14 protein-coding genes and 1 tRNA gene are annotated in these 18,400 nt (G+C 68.5%); 5 read left to right on the top strand and 10 right to left on the bottom strand.

Going from position 1 to position 18,400, the window contains the following annotated elements:
• Positions 1–55 precede the first annotated feature (55 nt).
• Positions 56–1,846 (top strand): glycerol-3-phosphate dehydrogenase, encoded by a 1,791-nt coding sequence (gene glpD, locus ACWDXS_RS33250; protein WP_449971928.1) that lies wholly within the window; start codon positions 56–58, stop codon positions 1,844–1,846.
• A 51-nt stretch (positions 1,847–1,897) separates the two neighbouring features.
• Here the strand turns inward: glpD and ACWDXS_RS33245 are convergent, their stop codons facing one another.
• Together ACWDXS_RS33245 and ACWDXS_RS33240 are read right to left on the bottom strand one after the other, a co-directional pair.
• Positions 1,898–2,671 (bottom strand): Fpg/Nei family DNA glycosylase, encoded by a 774-nt coding sequence (locus tag ACWDXS_RS33245; protein WP_449971925.1) that lies wholly within the window; start codon positions 2,669–2,671, stop codon positions 1,898–1,900.
• 4 nt (positions 2,672–2,675) lie between these two features.
• The gene (locus ACWDXS_RS33240) at positions 2,676–7,616 is read right to left on the bottom strand and encodes an Lhr family ATP-dependent helicase (protein WP_449971922.1); all 4,941 of its coding nucleotides are present in this window, start codon (positions 7,614–7,616) and stop codon (positions 2,676–2,678) included.
• 10 nt (positions 7,617–7,626) lie between these two features.
• Here ACWDXS_RS33240 and ACWDXS_RS33235 point away from each other — a divergent pair, with 10 nt between their 5' ends.
• Complete coding sequence (locus tag ACWDXS_RS33235) at positions 7,627–8,301, top strand: histidine phosphatase family protein (RefSeq protein WP_449971919.1); 675 nt, start codon at positions 7,627–7,629, stop codon at positions 8,299–8,301.
• A gap of 43 nt (positions 8,302–8,344) precedes the next feature.
• Here the strand turns inward: ACWDXS_RS33235 and ACWDXS_RS33230 are convergent.
• Positions 8,345–8,418 (bottom strand) — tRNA-Met (locus ACWDXS_RS33230).
• Positions 8,419–8,471: 53 nt separating this feature from the next.
• Positions 8,472–9,989: an L-piperidine-6-carboxylate dehydrogenase gene (gene amaB, locus ACWDXS_RS33225; protein ID WP_449971916.1), complete on the bottom strand. Its 1,518-nt coding sequence runs from the start codon at positions 9,987–9,989 to the stop codon at positions 8,472–8,474.
• 118 nt (positions 9,990–10,107) lie between these two features.
• Between amaB and ACWDXS_RS33220 the strand changes: the two genes are divergently transcribed.
• The gene (locus ACWDXS_RS33220) at positions 10,108–10,560 is read left to right on the top strand and encodes an Lrp/AsnC family transcriptional regulator (RefSeq protein ID WP_056818059.1); all 453 of its coding nucleotides are present in this window, start codon (positions 10,108–10,110) and stop codon (positions 10,558–10,560) included.
• A gap of 66 nt (positions 10,561–10,626) precedes the next feature.
• Positions 10,627–11,967, top strand: a complete 1,341-nt coding sequence (lat, locus tag ACWDXS_RS33215) for an L-lysine 6-transaminase (RefSeq protein WP_449971912.1) — start codon at positions 10,627–10,629, stop codon at positions 11,965–11,967.
• 67 nt (positions 11,968–12,034) lie between these two features.
• On the opposite strand, the gene ACWDXS_RS33210 is transcribed toward lat, so the two are convergent.
• The 4 genes from ACWDXS_RS33210 to ACWDXS_RS33195 form a co-directional block, all read right to left on the bottom strand.
• Entirely contained in the window at positions 12,035–12,397 is a 363-nt protein-coding gene (locus tag ACWDXS_RS33210; RefSeq protein ID WP_449971909.1) for a hypothetical protein, read from the bottom strand.
• Positions 12,398–12,506: 109 nt separating this feature from the next.
• Positions 12,507–13,478 (bottom strand): patatin-like phospholipase family protein, encoded by a 972-nt coding sequence (locus ACWDXS_RS33205; protein WP_378995403.1) that lies wholly within the window; start codon positions 13,476–13,478, stop codon positions 12,507–12,509.
• Between the two features lie 190 nt (positions 13,479–13,668).
• On the bottom strand, positions 13,669–15,468 hold the full coding sequence (locus ACWDXS_RS33200) for an acetyl/propionyl/methylcrotonyl-CoA carboxylase subunit alpha (protein ID WP_378995405.1): 1,800 nt from the start codon (positions 15,466–15,468) through the stop codon (positions 13,669–13,671).
• A gap of 188 nt (positions 15,469–15,656) precedes the next feature.
• Positions 15,657–16,547, bottom strand: a complete 891-nt coding sequence (locus ACWDXS_RS33195) for a sulfurtransferase (protein WP_378995498.1) — start codon at positions 16,545–16,547, stop codon at positions 15,657–15,659.
• A 148-nt stretch (positions 16,548–16,695) separates the two neighbouring features.
• Here ACWDXS_RS33195 and ACWDXS_RS33190 point away from each other — a divergent pair, with 148 nt between their 5' ends.
• A complete protein-coding gene (locus tag ACWDXS_RS33190) occupies positions 16,696–17,460 on the top strand; it encodes a helix-turn-helix transcriptional regulator (RefSeq protein WP_449971905.1) in 765 nt (254 codons plus the stop codon).
• Here ACWDXS_RS33190 and ACWDXS_RS33185 read toward each other — a convergent pair.
• Complete coding sequence (locus ACWDXS_RS33185) at positions 17,386–18,021, bottom strand: Maf family protein (protein WP_449971962.1); 636 nt, start codon at positions 18,019–18,021, stop codon at positions 17,386–17,388. The genes ACWDXS_RS33190 and ACWDXS_RS33185 overlap by 75 nt on opposite strands.
• 43 nt (positions 18,022–18,064) lie before the next feature.
• Positions 18,065–18,394, bottom strand: a complete 330-nt coding sequence (locus ACWDXS_RS33180) for an acyl-CoA carboxylase epsilon subunit (RefSeq protein ID WP_378995411.1) — start codon at positions 18,392–18,394, stop codon at positions 18,065–18,067.
• Between the last annotated feature and the right edge of the window lie 6 nt (positions 18,395–18,400).

Here is an 18,400-nt window from a genome sequence, read left to right as displayed (position 1 = left end):
TGCCCCAACTGTCGGCTGGGACCGGCCGGAATCGGTCGGCGGCGAGGAGTCGAGCATGTCGCAGACACCGGAGTTTCCGTTCCTGCACCCGGGAGAGTTGGTTGCGGGCGGGAAAAGGGATCGGCTCGGACCCGGCGATCTGGGGCCGGAACATCGGCGGACCGCCTGGGAACGGCTGGGCAAGGATCAGTTCGACGTCCTGGTGGTCGGCGGCGGCGTCGTGGGCGCCGGTATCGCGCTCGATGCCGCGACACGGGGGCTGTCGGTCGCGCTGGTCGAGGCCCGCGATCTCGCGTCGGGCACGTCGAGCCGCTCGTCCAAAATGTTCCACGGTGGCCTGCGCTACCTCGAACAGCTCGAATTCGGCCTGGTCAGGGAAGCGCTGAAGGAACGTGAGCTGGCGTTGTCGACGCTCGCACCGCACCTGGTGAAGCCGCTGCGGTTCCTCTATCCGCTGACCCATCGCGTGTGGGAGCGGCCCTACGTTGCCGCGGGCCTGACCCTGTACGACACCATGGGTGGCTCGAAATCCGTTCCAGGACAGCATCATCTGACCCGGCACGGCGCGATGCGGCTCGCCCCCGGCCTGCGCCGAGATTCGATGATCGGCGGCGTCACCTACTACGACACCGTCGTCGACGACGCCCGCCACACCATGACGGTCGCCCGCACCGCCGCGCACTACGGCGCGGTCATCCGCACCTCCACGCAGGTCGTCGGATTCCTGCGCGAAGCCGACCGGGTCGTGGGGGTGAAGCTGCGCGACACCGAGGACGGGCGTACCGGCGAGGCGCGGGCGAATGTGGTGATCAACGCGACCGGCGTGTGGACCGATGAGGTGCAGAGTCTGTCGCGGCAACGCGGCCGATTCCATGTGCGCGCGTCCAAAGGTGTGCACATCGTGGTGCCGCGCGACCGCATCGTCAGCGATGCCGCGATCATCCTGCGCACCACCACCTCGGTGCTGTTCATCATCCCGTGGGGCGCGCACTGGATCGTCGGCACCACCGACACGGACTGGAATCTCGACCTCGCCCATCCCGCGGCGACCAAGGCCGATATCGACTACCTGCTCGACCGGGTCAACGAGGTGCTGATCACCCCGCTCACGCACGCCGATATCGACGGCGTCTACGCGGGCCTGCGCCCACTGCTGGCGGGGGAGAACGACGACACGTCCAAGCTCTCGCGCGAGCACGCCGTGGCCAGGGTCGCGCCCGGACTGGTGAGCATCGCGGGCGGCAAGTACACCACCTACCGGGTGATGGCGGCGGACGCGATGGACGAAGCCGCACAAGATATTCCGGCACGCGTCTCGCCGTCGATCACCGAGAAGGTGGCGCTGCTCGGCGCCGACGGCTACTTCGCGCTGGTCAACCAGACCGTGCAGCTCGCCGAGCACTACGGCGTCCACCCGTACCGGATGACGCACCTGCTCGACCGCTACGGCTCGCTGGTCGACGAGGTGCTCGCGATCGCAGCGGGCAAACCCGAACTCCTGCAACCGATTACCGACGCACCGGCCTACCTCCAGGTCGAGGCGGTCTACGCCGTGGCCGCGGAAGGCGCGCTGCACCTCGACGATATCCTGGCCCGTCGCACCCGCATCTCGATCGAGTATTCCGATCGCGGCGCGAACTGCGCCGAGCAGGTCGCCCACCTCGTGGCACCCGTTCTCGGTTGGGACTCCGACGATATCGACCGCGAGGTGTCCACGTACCAGGCGCGCGTACGGGCCGAGATCGAATCGCAGACCCAACCCGACGACACGTCGGCCGACGCGTTGCGGGCCGCCGCTCCGGAACCGCGTCCGCAGTTGCTGGAACCGGTGCCGCAGGACCGCTGAGCCATCGGACCGGGGCGCTGCGGGCTGTGAGCACACACGGGCGAGGTGATCTCACGGGCTCGGCTGGCAGCGTGGGCAGAAGTAGATGCCGCGTTCGCGTTGAGTGATGCGGTCACCGGGGTCGTCTTCGCCGAGTAACTGGGAAGCGATCGGGGTGCCGCAGCGGGGGCAGGAACGGCGAGTGCGGCCGTAGACCATGGCGCGCCAAGGTGGTTGGTGTGCGGCTTTGCCGAGAACACGGTGAGCTTCGTCGACAAGCGCTACGAGATCGGGGATGTCGCCGACCGGGGTAACGGGGTGGACTCTGCGCAGGAAACAGATCTCGCTGCGGTAGATGTTGCCGATGCCTGCCAGATTGCGCTGGTCGAGCAGGGCGAGACCGACGGCGCGACGCGGGTACTCGGTGAGCCTGCGCAACGCCTCGGCCGCATCCCAATCCGGGCCGAGGAGATCGGGGCCGAGGTGGTCGATGACCGTGTGTTCGTCGGCGCGCAGCAGCACCTGAACCTTGCCGAGCGAGAAGCCGACGGCCTCGACCTCGTCGTTGGCGAGCACCACTCGCGCGGTGACCGCCGGTTTGGTCCAGCGCTGGCCGCGGTGGAACACCCGCCACACGCCTTCCATCTTCAGGTGGGTGTGGATGCTCACGCGGTCGGTGCGGATGAACAGGTGCTTGCCGTAGCTGACGACCTCCTCGACACGTTCGCCGACCAGATCCACGGTGGCGTACCGCGGAACCCGGAAATCGCTGCGGGTGAGCGTTTTACCGGCCAACGCCGTACGTAGGCGCTGTGCGGCGCGGAAGACGGTATCGCCCTCGGGCATTCGGCTATACCTGCCTGCGCAGCCGCAGACCGCTCGGGGTCATCGAGAAACCGGCTTCGATCAGGACTTCGGCGAAGAGGTTGCCGTGCACAGTGTCTCCGTTGATCTTGTCGATCACCAAGCTGTCGACCCGGCGATCGCGCACCAGCCCGGCCAGCGCGAACGCTGCCGCCCGGCGCAGGCCGACGTCCTCGGTGAAACTGAGCAGAGTTTTGCCGCCGCGCTCGGAGTAGAGCACCAGTTCGCCGCCGACCAGAACCACCAACGCGCCCGCTTTGCGACCGGGCCGATGACCGCCCTCGGCGTCGCCCTTCGGCCACGGTAGCGCGGCGCCGTAGGGGTTGGCGGGGTCGCATGCCGCGAGGGCGAGCGCGACGCCCGCTCTGGTGGTGTCGCGGTCGGTGTCGAACGAGCGCAGACGGTCGACGGTGTCGGTGGTGGAGAACTGGGCGCCGCCGAGCGTGTCGACGAAATAGCCGCGCCTGCACCGGCCGCGATCCTCGAACTCGGTGAGCACCCGGTACATCAGCTGGAAACCGCCGGATATCCCTTCGTTCTGCACCGAACCGCGAGTGAGCACGCCGTAGCGTTCGATCAGTTGATCGGCGGTGGCATGGGCGCGAACGGTGTTGTCCTGCACGCGTTCGGGCAGGATCGACCAGCGTCCCGCCAGTGTGGGCGGACCGGACCGGGTCGGCATCGCCGGTCGCGGCAGATACGCGCGGCCCCGGGGCGAGCGGCGCGGGGTGCGGTGCGCGGTGGTGGCGCGAGCGGTACCGGACAGCAGGGCGCGCACCGGGGCGAAGGTGTCACCGGAGACATAGCCCGCCCAAACCAGCTGCCACAGAGCCTCCCCGGCGGCTTTGTCGTCGAGCAGGCCCGCGGAGTCGGCGAGCTGGCGAAAGAAATAGGCGCCGCCGCCGCGCAAGGTGGATGGCAGCTGCTGGACACGGTTCGCGGCGACGGGATCGGGTGCGTCGAGATCGACCGCCGGCCACGGTTCCAGATTCGCGCCGAGTGCGGCCAGGAGACCGAGCTGGAGGTCGGTGGGGTCGATCTCGTCGGCGGGAGGCAGGGTGAAGGGTGCCTGGTCGGCCAGGTGCAGGGCGACCCACCCGTCGCGGGCGGTGATCGCGCCGTGGCCCGACCACACCACCTCGCCGGTCGCCATCAGCTCGTCCAGCATGGCGGGTGAGTAGTCGCGCACTCGGGTGGGCAGAATCAGCGATTCCCAGGCTGAGGCCGGGATCGGTACGCCCGCAAGCTGTTCCACCACTGTCGCCACGCCGTCGACACCGCGTAGCTCGCCGGATCCGACGTGTTGCCAGGACGGCAGGAACCGGGCGAACGCGGCGGTGGACACCGGCTCGACCTCGTGCCGCGCGGCAGCCAGTGAACGGCGGCGCAGTCGGCGAAGGACCTGGGCGTCACACCACTCGCCGCCAGCAGTGTGCGGCGTGAATTCACCTTCCACCACGCGTTTCTCGGCGAGCAATCGGTGCAGCGCTGTCACGGCGACGGCCGTTCCGAGGCCGAAGCGGTCGGCGACCGCGGTGGTGGTGAACGGTGCGTGGGTGCGCGCGTAGCGCCCGACGAGGTCGCCGAGCGGATCGGGGACCGGTTCGATGAACGCCGCGGGTACTCCGATCGGCAAGGGCACTCCGAGCGCGTCCCGCAGCCGAGCGGCATCCTCCACCGCCACCCACCAGGTACGACCTGCGAACGAAACCTCCAGCGCCCGTCGCGAATCCCGCAGTTCCGCGAACCATGCCGGTGCATCGGAATCGGCGAGCAGGTTGCCGCGGGCAGAATCGAGTCCCTCATCCGGCGTGCTGTGTGCGGGTTCGTCGGGTGAGTGGGTGCCGGTGTCCATCGCTTCGGCGTGGCGCGCGGCGGATGCGGTGCCGGGGCGGGGAACGCAGCGTGCTGCGGCTTCGGTGGGCGTGAGGGGACCGAGGAGACGGAGCAGGTCGGCCAGACCTTCAGCGTCGCGGGCCAGGCGCTCGGGGGTGAGGCGTTGGAGTTCTTGCTCGGTCAGGGTGATGACGGCGGGGTCGAGGAGTTCGCGCAGCTCGACGCGGCCGAGGAGTTCGGCGAGCAGGCTGGAGTCCAAAGCCAGCGCGGCTGCCCGGCGTTCGGCCAGTGGGCTGTCGCCGTCGTAGAGGAATTGCCCGATGTAGGAGAACAGCAGGGCGCCGGCGAAGGGCGACGGGCTCGCGGTCTCGACCTCGATCAGGCGGATCTCGCGGCGGGCCACCTTGGTGAGCAGGTCGCGCAGGGCGGGCAGGTCGTATACGTCGCGCAGACATTCGCGGACGGTCTCCAGCAGGATCGGGAACTGCGGGAATTTGCGTGCCACGTCCAGCAATTGGGCCGAGCGCTGCCGCTGCTGCCACAGCGGTGCGCGCTTGCCGGGGTCGCGGCGCGGCAGGAGCAGCGCTCTGGCGGCGCATTCGCGGAAGCGGGATGCGAAAAGGGCGGAGCCGCCCACCTGTTCGGTGACGATGTCGTCGATCTCGTCGGGTTCGAAGGCGAACAGTTCGGCGCCGGGCGGTTGGTCGGTCGTATCGGGCAGGCGCACCACGATGCCGTCGTCGGAGGCGGTCGGGGCGGCATCGATACCGAACTGTTCCTGCAGACGCGCCCCCACCGCCAGCGCCCACGGTGCGTGCACCGGGGTGCCGAAGGGCGAGTGCAGCACCAGGCGCCAGTCGCCGAGTTCGTCGCGGAACCGTTCCACGACCAGGGTCCGATCGGTCGGCAATTGGCCGGTGGCACTGCGCTGTTCCTCGAGCAGGCCGACCAGGTTGGCTGTCGCGTTCTGATCGAGTCCGGCGGTGCGCACCAACTGCGCGAGCCGTACCGCGGGCTTGCTCCGCTCGGCGGGTGTCTTCGTCCTCCTCGCGGTGGCGGTCTGCCCGTCGGCGGCTCCGGTGGGGCCGTCGACGCCGGTCGTCGCAGTACGCCCCGCCTTCTTCGAGCCCCGGGTTGTCGTGGTGGGTTCGGTCAGCGGGCCGGGAACTCCCGGCATGGCGTCGGCCGAGGTGAGCACCGCACCGGAGCCCATGTCGGCCACGATCCGGGACAACTCGTCGGCTGGTACCTGACCGGCCGTGCGAACGAATTCACCCAGCGCGGCGCCCAATTCGGCGGGACGGCCCAATCCGTCACCGTGCCAGAACGGCAACCGGCCGGGCAGTCCGAACGCCGGTGACACCAGGACCCGATCGAAGGTGATCTCCTCGATCCGCCAACTGGTCGCACCGAGCGCGAACACATCGCCCACGCGCGACTCGTAGACCATCTCCTCGTCGAGTTCACCCACCCGCGAAGCCTTTTCGCCCACCATGAACACCGCGAACATCCCACGGTCGGGGATCGCGCCACCGGAGGTCACCGCCAGGCGCTGGGCGCCGGGACGGCCGGTGATGGTGCCCGCGTCGCGGTCCCACACCACGCGCGGACGTAGTTCGGCGAACTCGTCGGACGGATAGCGTCCGGCCAGCAGGTCGAGCACCGATTCGTAGGCCGAGCGGGGCAGGTTCGCGTAGCTGCCGGTGGAGCGGACGAGATCGAACCAGGCGTCGACGTCGACGGGTTCGAGCGCGCAGGCCGCCACCGTCTGCTGGGCGAGGATATCGAGCGGGTGCGCGGGGATCTGGAGCTTCTCGATCTCACCGGTGAGCATGCGCTGGGCGGCGACGGTGCAGTGGATCACGTCGGTGCGGTGTTTGGGGAACAGCACGCCCCGCGAGATCTCACCCACCTGGTGCCCGGCCCGCCCGACCCGTTGTAGCCCACTGGCCACCGAGGGCGGCGCCTCCACCTGGACCACCAGGTCCACCGCGCCCATATCGATGCCGAGCTCGAGACTGCTGGTGGCCACCACGCAGCGCAGCCGACCGGTCTTGAGGTCGTCCTCGATGATGGCGCGCTGTTCCTTGCTGACCGACCCGTGATGGGCGCGCGCCAACAGGTGCTCGGCCCCGTGGATCACCTCGGTGGACGGCCCGAGCTGGGCGGGTGGCTTGTGCTCGGTCTCCACCGGCTCGCCGAGACGGGCGGCATAGGTCTCGTTGAGCCGCGCCGTGAGCCGTTCGGCGAGCCGCCGGGAGTTGGCGAACACGATCGAGGACCGATGCTCGAGCACCAGGTCGACGATGGCCTCGTCGACATGCGGCCAGATCGAACCCGGCTGATCGGAGTCGCCGCCCGGATCGGTCATATCGGCCACCGGCACCCGCACCGACAGGTCGAAGGTCTTCGGTGCGGGCGGCCGCACAATGGTGATCGGCGCGTTGCCGACCAGGAATCGCCCGACCTCCTCGGGCGGGCGCACCGTCGCCGACAACCCGATTCGTTGCGCGGGCTTGTCGGTGAGTTGATCCAGCCGGGCCAGCGACAAGGCCAGGTGCGCACCACGCTTCGACCCGGCGATGGCGTGCACTTCGTCGACGATCACCGTGTTGACCTCGGCCAGCGTCTCGCGCGCGGCCGAGGTCAACAGCAAGAACAACGACTCGGGGGTCGTGATCAGAATGTCCGGTGGGGTGCGCAACATCGCCCGGCGCTGGGCGGGCGGGGTGTCACCGGAGCGCACCCCCACCGAGATATCCGGTGGGTCGAGCCCCAATCGTTTCGCCGTCTGCGTGACTCCTACCAGGGGTGCCCGCAGATTGCGTTCCACGTCCACAGCCAGCGCCTTCAACGGCGACACGTAGAGCACCGACGTGCCCCGGGACGCTCCCGGCTCGGGTGGGTCCCGGTGAGCCAGCTGATCGATGGCCCACAGGAACGCGGACAGAGTCTTGCCCGATCCCGTCGGCGCGATCACCAGTGTGTTCTCGCCCGCAGCGATCGCATCCCACGCGCCGAGCTGGGCCGACGTCGCGCCGGGGAAGGCGCCGTCGAACCACTGTGCCGTCGCGGGGGAGAACCGATCCATAGCACCAAGTGTGCACCGACCCACCGACAACTTCGTCGCCATCATGCACCCCGACCAGCGCGAACACGCCGATGACCGGGGAGGCGCCCAGCCCGGGTTGTGGCGTGGATCGCATTCGTCGCTACCCTCGACTCTCGTGCAAACGGTGCTGAGAGTCGACCTTGTCGGCCATGGCCTTACCGAGGCGGTACGTAAGGCGCGATTTCCTGTCGATGAACCCCTTGACGAGTCGGGGCGGGCCGCGGTGCGCGCCTGCGTGCCGCTCGATGAAGCGTTGGTGCGGACGGGACCGGAGCGGCGGGTTCGCGAGACGGCGGAGGAATTGGGCCTGGTCGGCGAACAGGACGTGCGATTACGGGACCTCGATGCCGGGTCGTGGCGGGGCAGTGAGATGGGCAAACTCGCTCAGGACCAGTTGTTCGCCTGGCTCACCGACCCCGAATTCCGCGGGCACGGTGGGGAATCCATCACCGATCTGGTCGCGCGGGTGCGCTTCTGGCTGGCCGAGATCGCCTCGTCGGGTCGTAACACCGTGGCGGTGACGCACCCCGCCGTGGTGCGCGCCGCGCTGCTCGTGGTGCTCGACGCACCGGCGAAGTCGTTCTGGCGCATGGATGTTCCGCCCGCGAGCGTCACCCGGCTGCACTACCGGGGGAACTGGACCCTGCGACTCGGCAACGGATAACGAAGAAGGCCCCGGAGTCGAAACTCCGGGGCCTTCTTCGTAGTAGCGGGAACAGGATTTGAACCTGCGACCTCTGGGTTATGAGCCCAGCGAGCTACCGAGCTGCTCCATCCCGCGTTGCAAATACCACTTTACACGGGGTGGGGTGGAAGGCGAAATCGCTGGCCTGATCAGCCGAAATGGATGCCTTGCGCGAGCGGGAGTTCGGTGGAGTAGTTGACGGTGTTGGTGGCCCGGCGCATGTAGGCCTTCCAAGAGTCGGAGCCCGATTCCCGGCCGCCGCCGGTGTTCTTCTCCCCGCCGAACGCGCCGCCGATCTCCGCGCCCGATGTCCCGATGTTGACATTGGCGATGCCGCAGTCGGAACCGGCGAGGAACTGTTCGGCCTCGCGCTGGTCGAGAGTGAAGATCGACGAGGAAAGTCCCTGGGTCACACCGTTGTTCAAGGCGATGGCTTCGTCGAGTTCGTCGTAGGTCAGCACGTACAGAATCGGCGCGAAGGTTTCCTCGCGCACGAGTTCGGTCTGCGCGGGCATGCGGACGAGGGCGGGCCGCACGTAGTAGGCGTCGGGTCCGAGCGTCTCGACGCGCTCACCGCCGCAGACGATGTCGCCGCCCTCGGCCACCGACCCGACCAGCGCCTTCTGCATCCCGGCGAAGGCGCGCTCGTTGATCAGCGGCCCGACCAGGATGCCGTCGTCGAGTGGATTGCCCACGGGCAGTTGGCCGTACGCCGCGGCGAGCCGTTCGACCAGCTGGTCGGCGATCGAACGATGCGCGATCAACCGTCGCAGACTCGTACACCGCTGGCCCGCTGTCCCCGCCGCGGAGAAGACGATGCCACGCACCGCCAGTTCCAGATCGGCACTCGGCGCGACGATCGCGGCGTTGTTGCCACCCAGCTCGAGCAGGCATCGACCGAAACGCCCGGCCACCCGCGGGGCGACGGTGGCGCCCATCCGCACCGAGCCCGTCGCGCTCACCAGGGCGACCCGGCCATCGTCGACCAACGCCGAGCCGACGGTCGCGTCCCCTTGGATCAGCTGGTGCACTGCGGGATCCGCGCCCACATCCACCGCCGCGCGACGCAGCAGGGTGTGGCAGGCCAGCGCCGTCAACGGTGTGGTCTCCGACGGCTTCCAGACCACCGTGTCGCCGCACACCAGGGCGATCGCGGTATTCCAAGCCCACACCGCGACAGGGAAATTGAACGCCGAGATCACCCCGACTACGCCGAGTGGATGCCATGTCTCCATAAGCCGATGGCCGGGACGTTCGGAAGGCATGGTGGCGCCGTAGAGTTGGCGCGAGAGCCCGATCGCGAACTCGCAGACGTCGATCATCTCCTGCACTTCGCCCAGCGCCTCGGGGCCGATCTTGCCCGCCTCCAGGGTCACCAGCTCCGCCAGCTCGTCCTGATGGGTCACCAGCAACTGGGCCAGCCTGCGCACCAGGCCCGCTCGCACCGGCGCGGGGACCGTGCGCCAGGCCTCGAACGCGGTTGCGGCGCGGCCGATCGCGGCGTCCACGTCGGCGGGGGCGTCGACGGCCAGCGGCAACAGGACACCGCCGGAGATCGGCGTGCGCGCCAGCAGCGGGCCGGGCTCCGGCACCGCGGCGCCGAGGCCGTGCAGGAGCGCCCTGGCTCGCAGCGAGAGCTGCTCGGAGAAGTTCACGGTCTGCGTCATCGGTACTCTGCTCACCTTCTGCTGTTTGGTACGACTCACGGAAAAGTTCGGGAGAATTCGGTGGGGAACGGAAAGAAGTTTTCCCCGCGCGAGCCCCACGCTGCGTTAGCCTTCGCTGATGGCGGATACACCGGCTCGACCCCAGCTCGATGACATCGATCGACTATTGATCAAAGAACTGATGGCAGACGGCCGCGCCACATTGTCGAATCTGGCGGAGAAGGCCAGTCTCTCGGTCTCCGCGGTGCAATCGCGGGTGCGCAGGCTCGAAGCGCGCGGCGTGATCCGCGGATACGCGGCGCAGGTGGACCCCGAAGCGCTCGGGCACTTGTTGTCGGCGTTCGTCGCGATCACTCCTCTCGACCCGTCCCAGCCCGATGACGCGCCCGCCTTGCTGCAGCACATCCCCGGCATCGAGGGGTGCCACTCGGTAGCGGGCGAGGAGAGCTACGTCCTGCTGGTTCGGGTGGCCTCGCCTCGGCATCTGGAACATCTGCTGCAGGAGATCAGGGCCACGGCCAATGTGCACACCCGCAGCACCATCATCCTGCAGACATTCTATGACAGGTAGTGATCTTCCGTAATTTGATTCGTGATTCCGTAGAACTTCCGTAAATATTTGCGTATCGTCGGTTTCATGACCATCGAACTGGAGCGCCCTGGCGCGGCGGTCATCCCCGCCGACCGGGTCCACGAAATCCTGTCCTCGCACATCCTCGCGGACGGTTTCGAGCTTGTGCTCGACCTACACGAGTCGCACGGTCGCACGCTCGTCGACGAACGTGACGGCACCAGCTATCTCGACATGTTCGGCTTCTTCGCCTCCAACGCGCTGGGAATGAACCATCCCGCGCTGGCCGGCGACGAGAGCTTTCTCGCCGAGCTGGCCAACGCCGCACTGAACAAGCCGAGCAACTCCGATATCTATACCGTCGAGATGGCCCGCTTCGTCGACACCTTCGCCCGCGTGCTCGGTGATCCGCGCCTGCCGCACCTGTTCTTCGTCGACGGTGGCGCGCTCGCGGTGGAGAACGCGCTGAAAGTCGCTTTCGACTGGAAGAGCAGGCACAACGAATCGCACGGTCGCGCACCGGAACTCGGTACCAAGGTGCTGCACCTGACCGGCGCCTTCCACGGGCGCAGCGGTTATACGTTGTCGCTCACCAACACCGACCCGGTCAAGACCGCGCGATTCCCGAAATTCGATTGGCCGCGCATCGACACACCGCACACTTTCGCGGGCCCCGACATCGCCGCCCTCGAAACGCGGGCGCTGGCCCAGGCCGAACGGGCCTTCGCCGACAACCCGCACGACATCGCCTGCTTCATCGCCGAACCGATCCAGGGCGAAGGCGGTGACCGTCATCTGCGGCCGGAATTCCTCGCCGCCATGCAGCGGCTGTGCCACGCCAACGACGCGCTGTTCATCCTCGACGAGGTGCAGACCGGCGTCGGCCTGACCGGAACCACCTGGGCCTTCCAGCAATTGGATGTCGCGCCCGATGTGGTGGCCTTCGGCAAGAAGACCCAGATCTGCGGAATCATGGCGGGCGGCCGGGTCGACGAGGTGGTCGACAATGTCTTCCGGGTGAGCTCACGGCTCAACTCCACCTGGGGCGGCAACCTCACCGACATGGTGCGCACCCGGCGCATTCTCGAAGTGCTGGAACGGGATCGGCTGATCGAGGGCGTGGCACCGCTCGGCGCGTTCCTGCTCGACCGGCTCGGCAAGCTGGCCGCCGCGCACCCGGACGTGGTCAGCGAGGCGCGTGGGCGTGGGCTGATGTGCGCGGTGACGCTGGCGACGCCGCAGCTGCGTGATCGGGTGGTGACGGAACTGCGCGAACGTGAGCATGTGCTGCTGCTCGGCACGGGGGAGCGCGGCATCCGCTTCCGTCCGCCGCTGACGGTCACCGAGGACGAGCTGAGTCAGGCCGTCGACGCGCTGGACGCGGTACTCACGCGAGAACACGGGTAACTCGTCGGGCACCGGCTGACTTGACCGACATCTCACCGCCAGCCGCGTAACCGAGCCTCCCCGCGCCTCAATCCGGCCGAGATACGCGGGGAGGCGGAACAGTCAGTCCGAGTGCGCCCGCGACGAAACGGTGGACCGAGGCCAGACCGGCGGCCAGTGCCTCGTCCTCGCCGGGACGAGCCCAGCCGGTGACCGCCGCGGTGGCGTCGGGGCCGGGCGTCACGCCGATCTCGGCGACCATCTCGGCCGTCGTCGGAACGCAGACCGCCCAGGAGAAGTGCGACTCGTCCGCCCACTGCGCCGACCGGGTGGCCACGTAGCCGGGATCGGTGATGCCGCCGTCGGCCAGCGCGGGTCGGTCGTCGATGCGCTCGTCGGCGCGCAGCGCGCGCAGATACCAGGACCCTGCGTTGATCTCGATCGGTTCCACGCGAGCAGCCTAGTGTTCGACCGCTGGGCCATGGCCGCCGACCGCTGCCGAAGCCGCACGCGGGCGGCGGCTCCGGGCACGGGCCCAGGTGTCGTCGGCCGAGCCGGAATCAGGCTGTGCGGAGGGTGCCGCCACCGAGCAGGGAGTGAACCGCGGTGCGGCCGATGTCGAGCGCGCGGGTGAGCAGGTCGGTGTCGCGGGCCGCGCTGTCGATGGCGGGGGAACCGGCGGGTGGGTGGACCTGGAGGACATGATCGCCGAGGCCGTCGAGGTAGCTGTCCTCCATCGCCTGCTGACCCGGCCGCTTGCTCCACGCCCGGAACGCACCGGGCGCGATGGCACGCATGTAGCCGCCGCCGACCACCCGGTGCAGCAGGGGCGCGGGCGGGCGGACTTCATCGGTCCGGCGGGTGCGCAGGACCAGGGCGTGGGTGGTGCCCGCGGCCACGGCGGTGCGGATCGGGACGGTTTCGGTGAGGCCGCCGTCGAAGTAGCTGCCACCCGCGAGGGCGACCGGTGGCCCAGCCAGCAGCGGAAGGCCCGCAGAGGCCCGCAGCGCCGTCATGAGGCTCTGTTTGTCGGTGATGTAGGGCCCGAGGTCCACCGACTGCCCGGTGCGGATATCGGTCGCGATGGGGTGGAAGGTGGTGGGGTTGGCCAGAATCGCGGGGAAGTCCATCGGTTCGATGCCGTCGTACACGCGATGCACGAGATAGTGCAGATCGAACACGGGGCGACCGCGGAAGATGCGTACCGGATCGACCACGCGGCGCATGATCGCCGGATCGGTCCACGACCGCATCCCCGTCGCCGCGCGCCCGCACAGCAACCAGGCGCCGTTGATCGCCCCGGCCGACGTGCCGTACACGGCGTCGAACACCTTCGCCAGACCCAGTTCCTCGAGCGCCTGCACCATGCCGCTGGAATACACACCGCGGCTGCCACCGCCCTCGATCACCAGCGCGAGGCGATTGCCGTCAGTACGGCTACCGGTTTCCCGGCGAGCCTGGATGACCTCGGCCACCGTTGCCGAACCCGGCGTCGAGAGCGGGTCCAGATCGGTGTGCGCAGTACTGGTCACCCGACCCACGATACGACAGAAGCAGGTCACCCAGCCGGGCGAGACGCATGATCTTCCGCGCCCGTTCACCGATCCGTCTCCGCGGTGCCGGACACGAATCCGTCAGCTCGGTTCCTCGCGGCCGCTCGGCGAACGACAACGGGCGCCGGTCCGTGGAGACCGACGCCCGTTGTGGACAGCTAGCTGTTGTCTACTTGATCTCCGCCAGGACCGTGCCCTGGGTGATCGCCGCACCCGCCGCGACGGCGAGCCCGGTGACGACACCGGCCTTGTGCGCGTTGACCGGGTTCTCCATCTTCATGGCCTCGAGCACCACGATCAGGTCACCCGCCTCGACGGTCTGGCCCTCTTCGACCGCGACCTTCACGACGGTGCCCTGCATCGGCGCGGTCACCGCGTCACCCGACGCGGCACCGGCACCGGCGCCGCCACGCTTGCGCGCCTTCGGCTTCTTGCGCACCACACCGTTGCCCGCCGAACCGGCCGCACCGCCACCGAGGGTGAACTGACCGGGCAGCGACACCTCGACGCGACGTCCGCCGACCTCGACGACAACCTTCTGCCGGGGCAGATCGTCGTCGTCATCGTCGGACACGCCACCGGCGGTGTACGGCTCGACGGTGTTCTTCCACTCGTTCTCGATCCACTTGGTGTAGATGTCGAACTTCTCGCCGTCGCCGATGAAGGCCGGATCCTCGATGACCGCGCGGTGGAACGGGATCACCGTCGCCAGACCCTCGACCTCGAACTCGGCCAGCGCGCGGCGGGCACGCTGCAGCGCCTGCTCACGGTTCTCGCCGGTGACGATCAGCTTGGCCAGCATCGAGTCGAACTGACCGCCGATGACGCTGCCCTGGACCACACCGGAGTCGACGCGCACACCGGGGCCGGTGGGCTCGCGGTAGACGTTCACCGGGCCGGGAGCGGGCAGGAAGCCGCGACCGGCGTCCTCGCCGTTGATCCGGAACTCGAACGAGTGGCCACGCGGGGTGGGGTCTTCCTTGATCGACAGTTCCTCGCCGTTGGCGATCGCGAACTGCTGACGCACCAGGTCGATGCCCGCGGTCTCCTCGGTGACCGGGTGCTCCACCTGCAGGCGGGTGTTCACCTCGAGGAACGACACGGTCTCGCCCTGCACCAGGTACTCCACGGTGCCCGCACCGTAGTAGCCCGCCTCGCGGCAGATGCGCTTGGCCGACTCGTGGATCGCGGCGCGCACCTTGTCGGACAGGAACGGCGCGGGCGCCTCCTCGACGAGCTTCTGGAACCGGCGCTGCAGCGAGCAGTCGCGGGTACCGGCGACGACCACGTTGCCGTGCTGGTCGGCGATGACCTGGGCTTCGACGTGGCGGGCCTTGTCGAGGTACTGCTCGACGAAGCATTCGCCGCGACCGAAGGCGGCGATGGCCTCGCGGGTCGCCGACTCGAACAGCTCGGGGATCTCCTCGATGGTGTGGGCGACCTTCATGCCGCGGCCACCGCCACCGAACGCGGCCTTGATGGCCACCGGGACGCCGTATTCCTTGGCGAACGCGACGACCTCGTCGGCGTTCTTGACCGGGTCCTTGGTACCCGCGGCCATCGGCGCCTTCGCCTTCTCGGCGATGTGGCGCGCGGTGACCTTGTCACCGAGGTCGCGGATGGACTGCGGCGACGGGCCGATCCAGATCAGCCCGGCGTCGATGACGGCCTGGGCGAAGTCGGCGTTCTCGGAGAGGAAACCGTAACCGGGGTGGATCGCGTCGGCGCCGGACTTGGCCGCGGCGTCGAGGATCTTGTCGAACACGAGGTACGACTCGGCAGAGGTCTGACCGCCGAGGGCGAACGCCTCGTCGGCGAGCTTCACGAAGGGAGCGTCGGCATCGGGCTCGGCGTACACCGCGACGCTGGTGATTCCCGCGTCCTTGGCAGCCCGGATCACGCGAACCGCGATCTCGCCGCGGTTAGCTACGAGTACCTTCGTGATCCGTGCGCTGGCATGGCTGGGCACTGAGCCTCCTGTGTGCAATCTTTGGTCGCGTCGGGGAACGGGTCGCCGGTTAGGCCCCGTGCCCGGTATCGACAACTTTCGTCTCGGGCGAGTGTAGGCAGTGTGCCAACCCTGCTCGAACTCGGCTAGCCCTACTGTCGAGTAGGTCGCAGGTCACACTACGCGGCGTCCAGTGATGTGAACATGTTTCAAATGATCCGATTCGCGACACCTGGTTCGGTGCCCGTGACGATCGGTACCCGCACCGAGTTGCCCCATTCGATCCACGATCCGTCGTAATTGCGCACCGACCTGCGGCCGAGCAGGAATGTCAGGACGAACCAGGTGTGGCTGGACCGCTCGCCCACCCCGCTGTAGACAACCAGGTCGTCGGCGGGAAGCGTGCCGTAGACCTCGTCCAGGTCGGTGCGGGAGCGGAAGCGGCCGTCGATCGTGGCGGCCTCGGTCCACGGGATGTTCACCGCCGTCGGCACGTGCCCGCCGCGCAGGGCGGCGTACTCCTGGTTGCGCGGTTTGTCCTCGAGCTCGCCGGAGTACTCCTGCGCCGAGCGCACATCGACGAGGGGTTCGCCGAGTCTGGCGAGTACGTCCTCGCGGAACGCGCGGGCGGTCGTGTCGTCGCGCGTGACCTCGGGGTAGTCGCTGGGTGTGGGGTAGGGCTGGTCGAATGTGGTGTCGCGTTCCTCGGAGATCCAGGCGTCGCGGCCGCCGTCGAGCAGGCGCACGTCCTCGTGGCCGAACAGGGTGAAGATCCAGGCGGTGTGCGCGGCCTGGGCGTTGCCGCGGTCGCCGTAGATCACGATCGTGTCGTCGCGCTCGATGCCCTTGGCGCGCATCAGCTCGGTGAAGCGCTTGCCGTCGACATAATCGCGGGTCACCGGGTCGCTCAGGTCGCCGCGCCAGTCGATCTTGACCGCGCCTGGGACATGGCCGATGTCATAGAGCAGGATGTCATCGTTGGACTCGATGATTCGTAAACCACGCACGCCGATGTTTGCGGACAGCCATTCTGTGGTTACCAATCGATGCGGGACTGCGTAGGAACCGAAGGCGGGGTGCGGATCCGGGGCGACGGGCACGGTGTGGTCCTTCACGCGAGTTGGGTGGGTGCGACCACTGTGTGGTCGCAGCCGATGGTAAGTGTGTGGTGGCACATCACGAATCGACACAATGGGCGAATAAAGCGCACGGATGTCCGATAAAGTCTCTGGAGAGGAGGGGTGAGCTATGTCCGATTCTTGGCCGCGACGGCGACTGCTCGCGATCCTACGTGGCGCCACCGAGCCCCTCGATGCCCAGGAACTGGCCCGCATCACCGGACAGCACGTCACCACCGTCCGATTCCACCTCGACGTCCTCACCCGCGAATCGCTGGTTCGCCAGTTCCAGCAACCGCCACGCGGCCGCGGCCGACCGCGCATCGGCTATCGCGCGGTGCAGCGCTCGGTGGGATATCAGGAGCTCGCGCAGGTACTGGCAGACCATCTCGGCCCCGATCCGATCGCCCGTTCCGCCGCCGCCGTGGCCGCTGGTCGCGCCTGGGGTGCCCGGATGGACATCGGCACCCAGCCGGTGGAAACCCTCGCCGACGCCAGGGACATCACCATGTCGCTGATGTCGGAGCTCGGGTTCGCACCCGAGAAGGAACCCGCCGGTGAGACCTCCGAGCACGTCCAGATCAACCTGACGGCCTGCCCGCTGCGTGAACTGGCCCGCTCACACGCCGAAGTGGTGTGCGGCGTGCACATGGGGCTCATGCGGGAGGTGCTCGAACGCAACGGCGCCCGCGGCCGGGTGGACGTGCAGCTGCACCCCTTCGTCGAGCCCGAGCTGTGTACGGCCCGGCTCGATCTGACGATGGCCGCGCCCGACCGCACCCCGGCCGTGGAGCCGGGGGATGAGCACGTGATCGCGCCGTCAGTCCCGCGGATCCCGCCACAGTTGCGTGACACCGACACCGACGTCTTCGAGCAGCCGGCGCAACAGCGGTAGTCCGATCCCGATGACGCTGGACGGATCGCCTTCGATCCGGTCGACGAACCAGCCGCCCAGCCCGTCCAGGGTGAACGCCCCCGCGACCTTCAGCGGCTCGCCCGACGCGATATAGGTATCGAGCTCATCCGGCGTCGGCTTCGCGAAATGCACCGTGGTACTGCTGCATTCGGCCGACTCGGCGACGATTTCGCCGTCGTGCAGCCGCAGCACGCAGTGCCCGGTGATCAGATCCGCGCTGCGGCCCGCCATCGTGGCCCAGCGCTCGCGCGCCACCTCCGGGGTGTGCGGTTTGCCTTGGAGCTGCCCGTCGACGAGCAGCATCGAATCGCAGCCGACGACGACACAGTCGGCACCGAATTCGGGAATCGACGCGGCGACGTCGGCCGCCTTGGCACGAGCCAGGGCGACGACGACATCGTACGAGGAGGTACCGGCGGGCAGAGCCGCCGACACCGCGTCCTCGTCTACACCCGAGACCCGCACCACGGGATCGATGCCCGCGGTGCGCAGGATCCCGAGCCGGGCAGGCGACGCCGACGCCAGAATCAGCCTGGTCACCGCAGCAGCGGCTCCGGTGACCGCCGCACCAGCTTCGGTCACCTCAGCGCAGGTGCGACAGCATCGGGTACACGTACGGCGAGAACGGGTTCGTGCCCCGATGCATCATCGTCGATGTGCCCCATGCGTCGGCCGGTCCGTTCGATCCGCCGACGGGTGCGTCGGCCGTCGCCGCGCTCAGCACGGCGACCAGAGCCGCGATGTCCTGATCGGTGGGCGAGCCCTTGAGAATACGGAACAGTGGTTCGCCCGCGGCGTCGACGGTGGCCTGCGCCACCGTGCCCGCCGGCAGGTCGACCTCTTCGACGAGTGGTTCGACGACGAGCTCGAGCTCGGCGACTGTCAACACGTCTTCTTCTGCCACAGTTGTCACAGTGCC

Source organism: Nocardia sp. NPDC003183 (assembly GCF_053590715.1).
The sequence above is the reverse complement of the archived record's forward strand: the minus strand, read 5'-3'. Positions and strand labels throughout refer to the sequence as shown.

Coding starts and splice junctions, on each gene's coding strand:
- glpD (WP_449971928.1), top strand. CDS start 56: ATGTCGCAGACACCGGAGTTTCCGTTCCTGCACCCGGGAGAGTTGGTT.
- ACWDXS_RS33245 (WP_449971925.1), bottom strand. CDS start 2,671: ATGCCCGAGGGCGATACCGTCTTCCGCGCCGCACAGCGCCTACGTACG.
- ACWDXS_RS33240 (WP_449971922.1), bottom strand. CDS start 7,616: ATGGATCGGTTCTCCCCCGCGACGGCACAGTGGTTCGACGGCGCCTTC.
- amaB (WP_449971916.1), bottom strand. CDS start 9,989: ATGACGCAGACCGTGAACTTCTCCGAGCAGCTCTCGCTGCGAGCCAGG.
- ACWDXS_RS33220 (WP_056818059.1), top strand. CDS start 10,108: ATGGCGGATACACCGGCTCGACCCCAGCTCGATGACATCGATCGACTA.
- lat (WP_449971912.1), top strand. CDS start 10,627: ATGACCATCGAACTGGAGCGCCCTGGCGCGGCGGTCATCCCCGCCGAC.
- ACWDXS_RS33190 (WP_449971905.1), top strand. CDS start 16,696: ATGTCCGATTCTTGGCCGCGACGGCGACTGCTCGCGATCCTACGTGGC.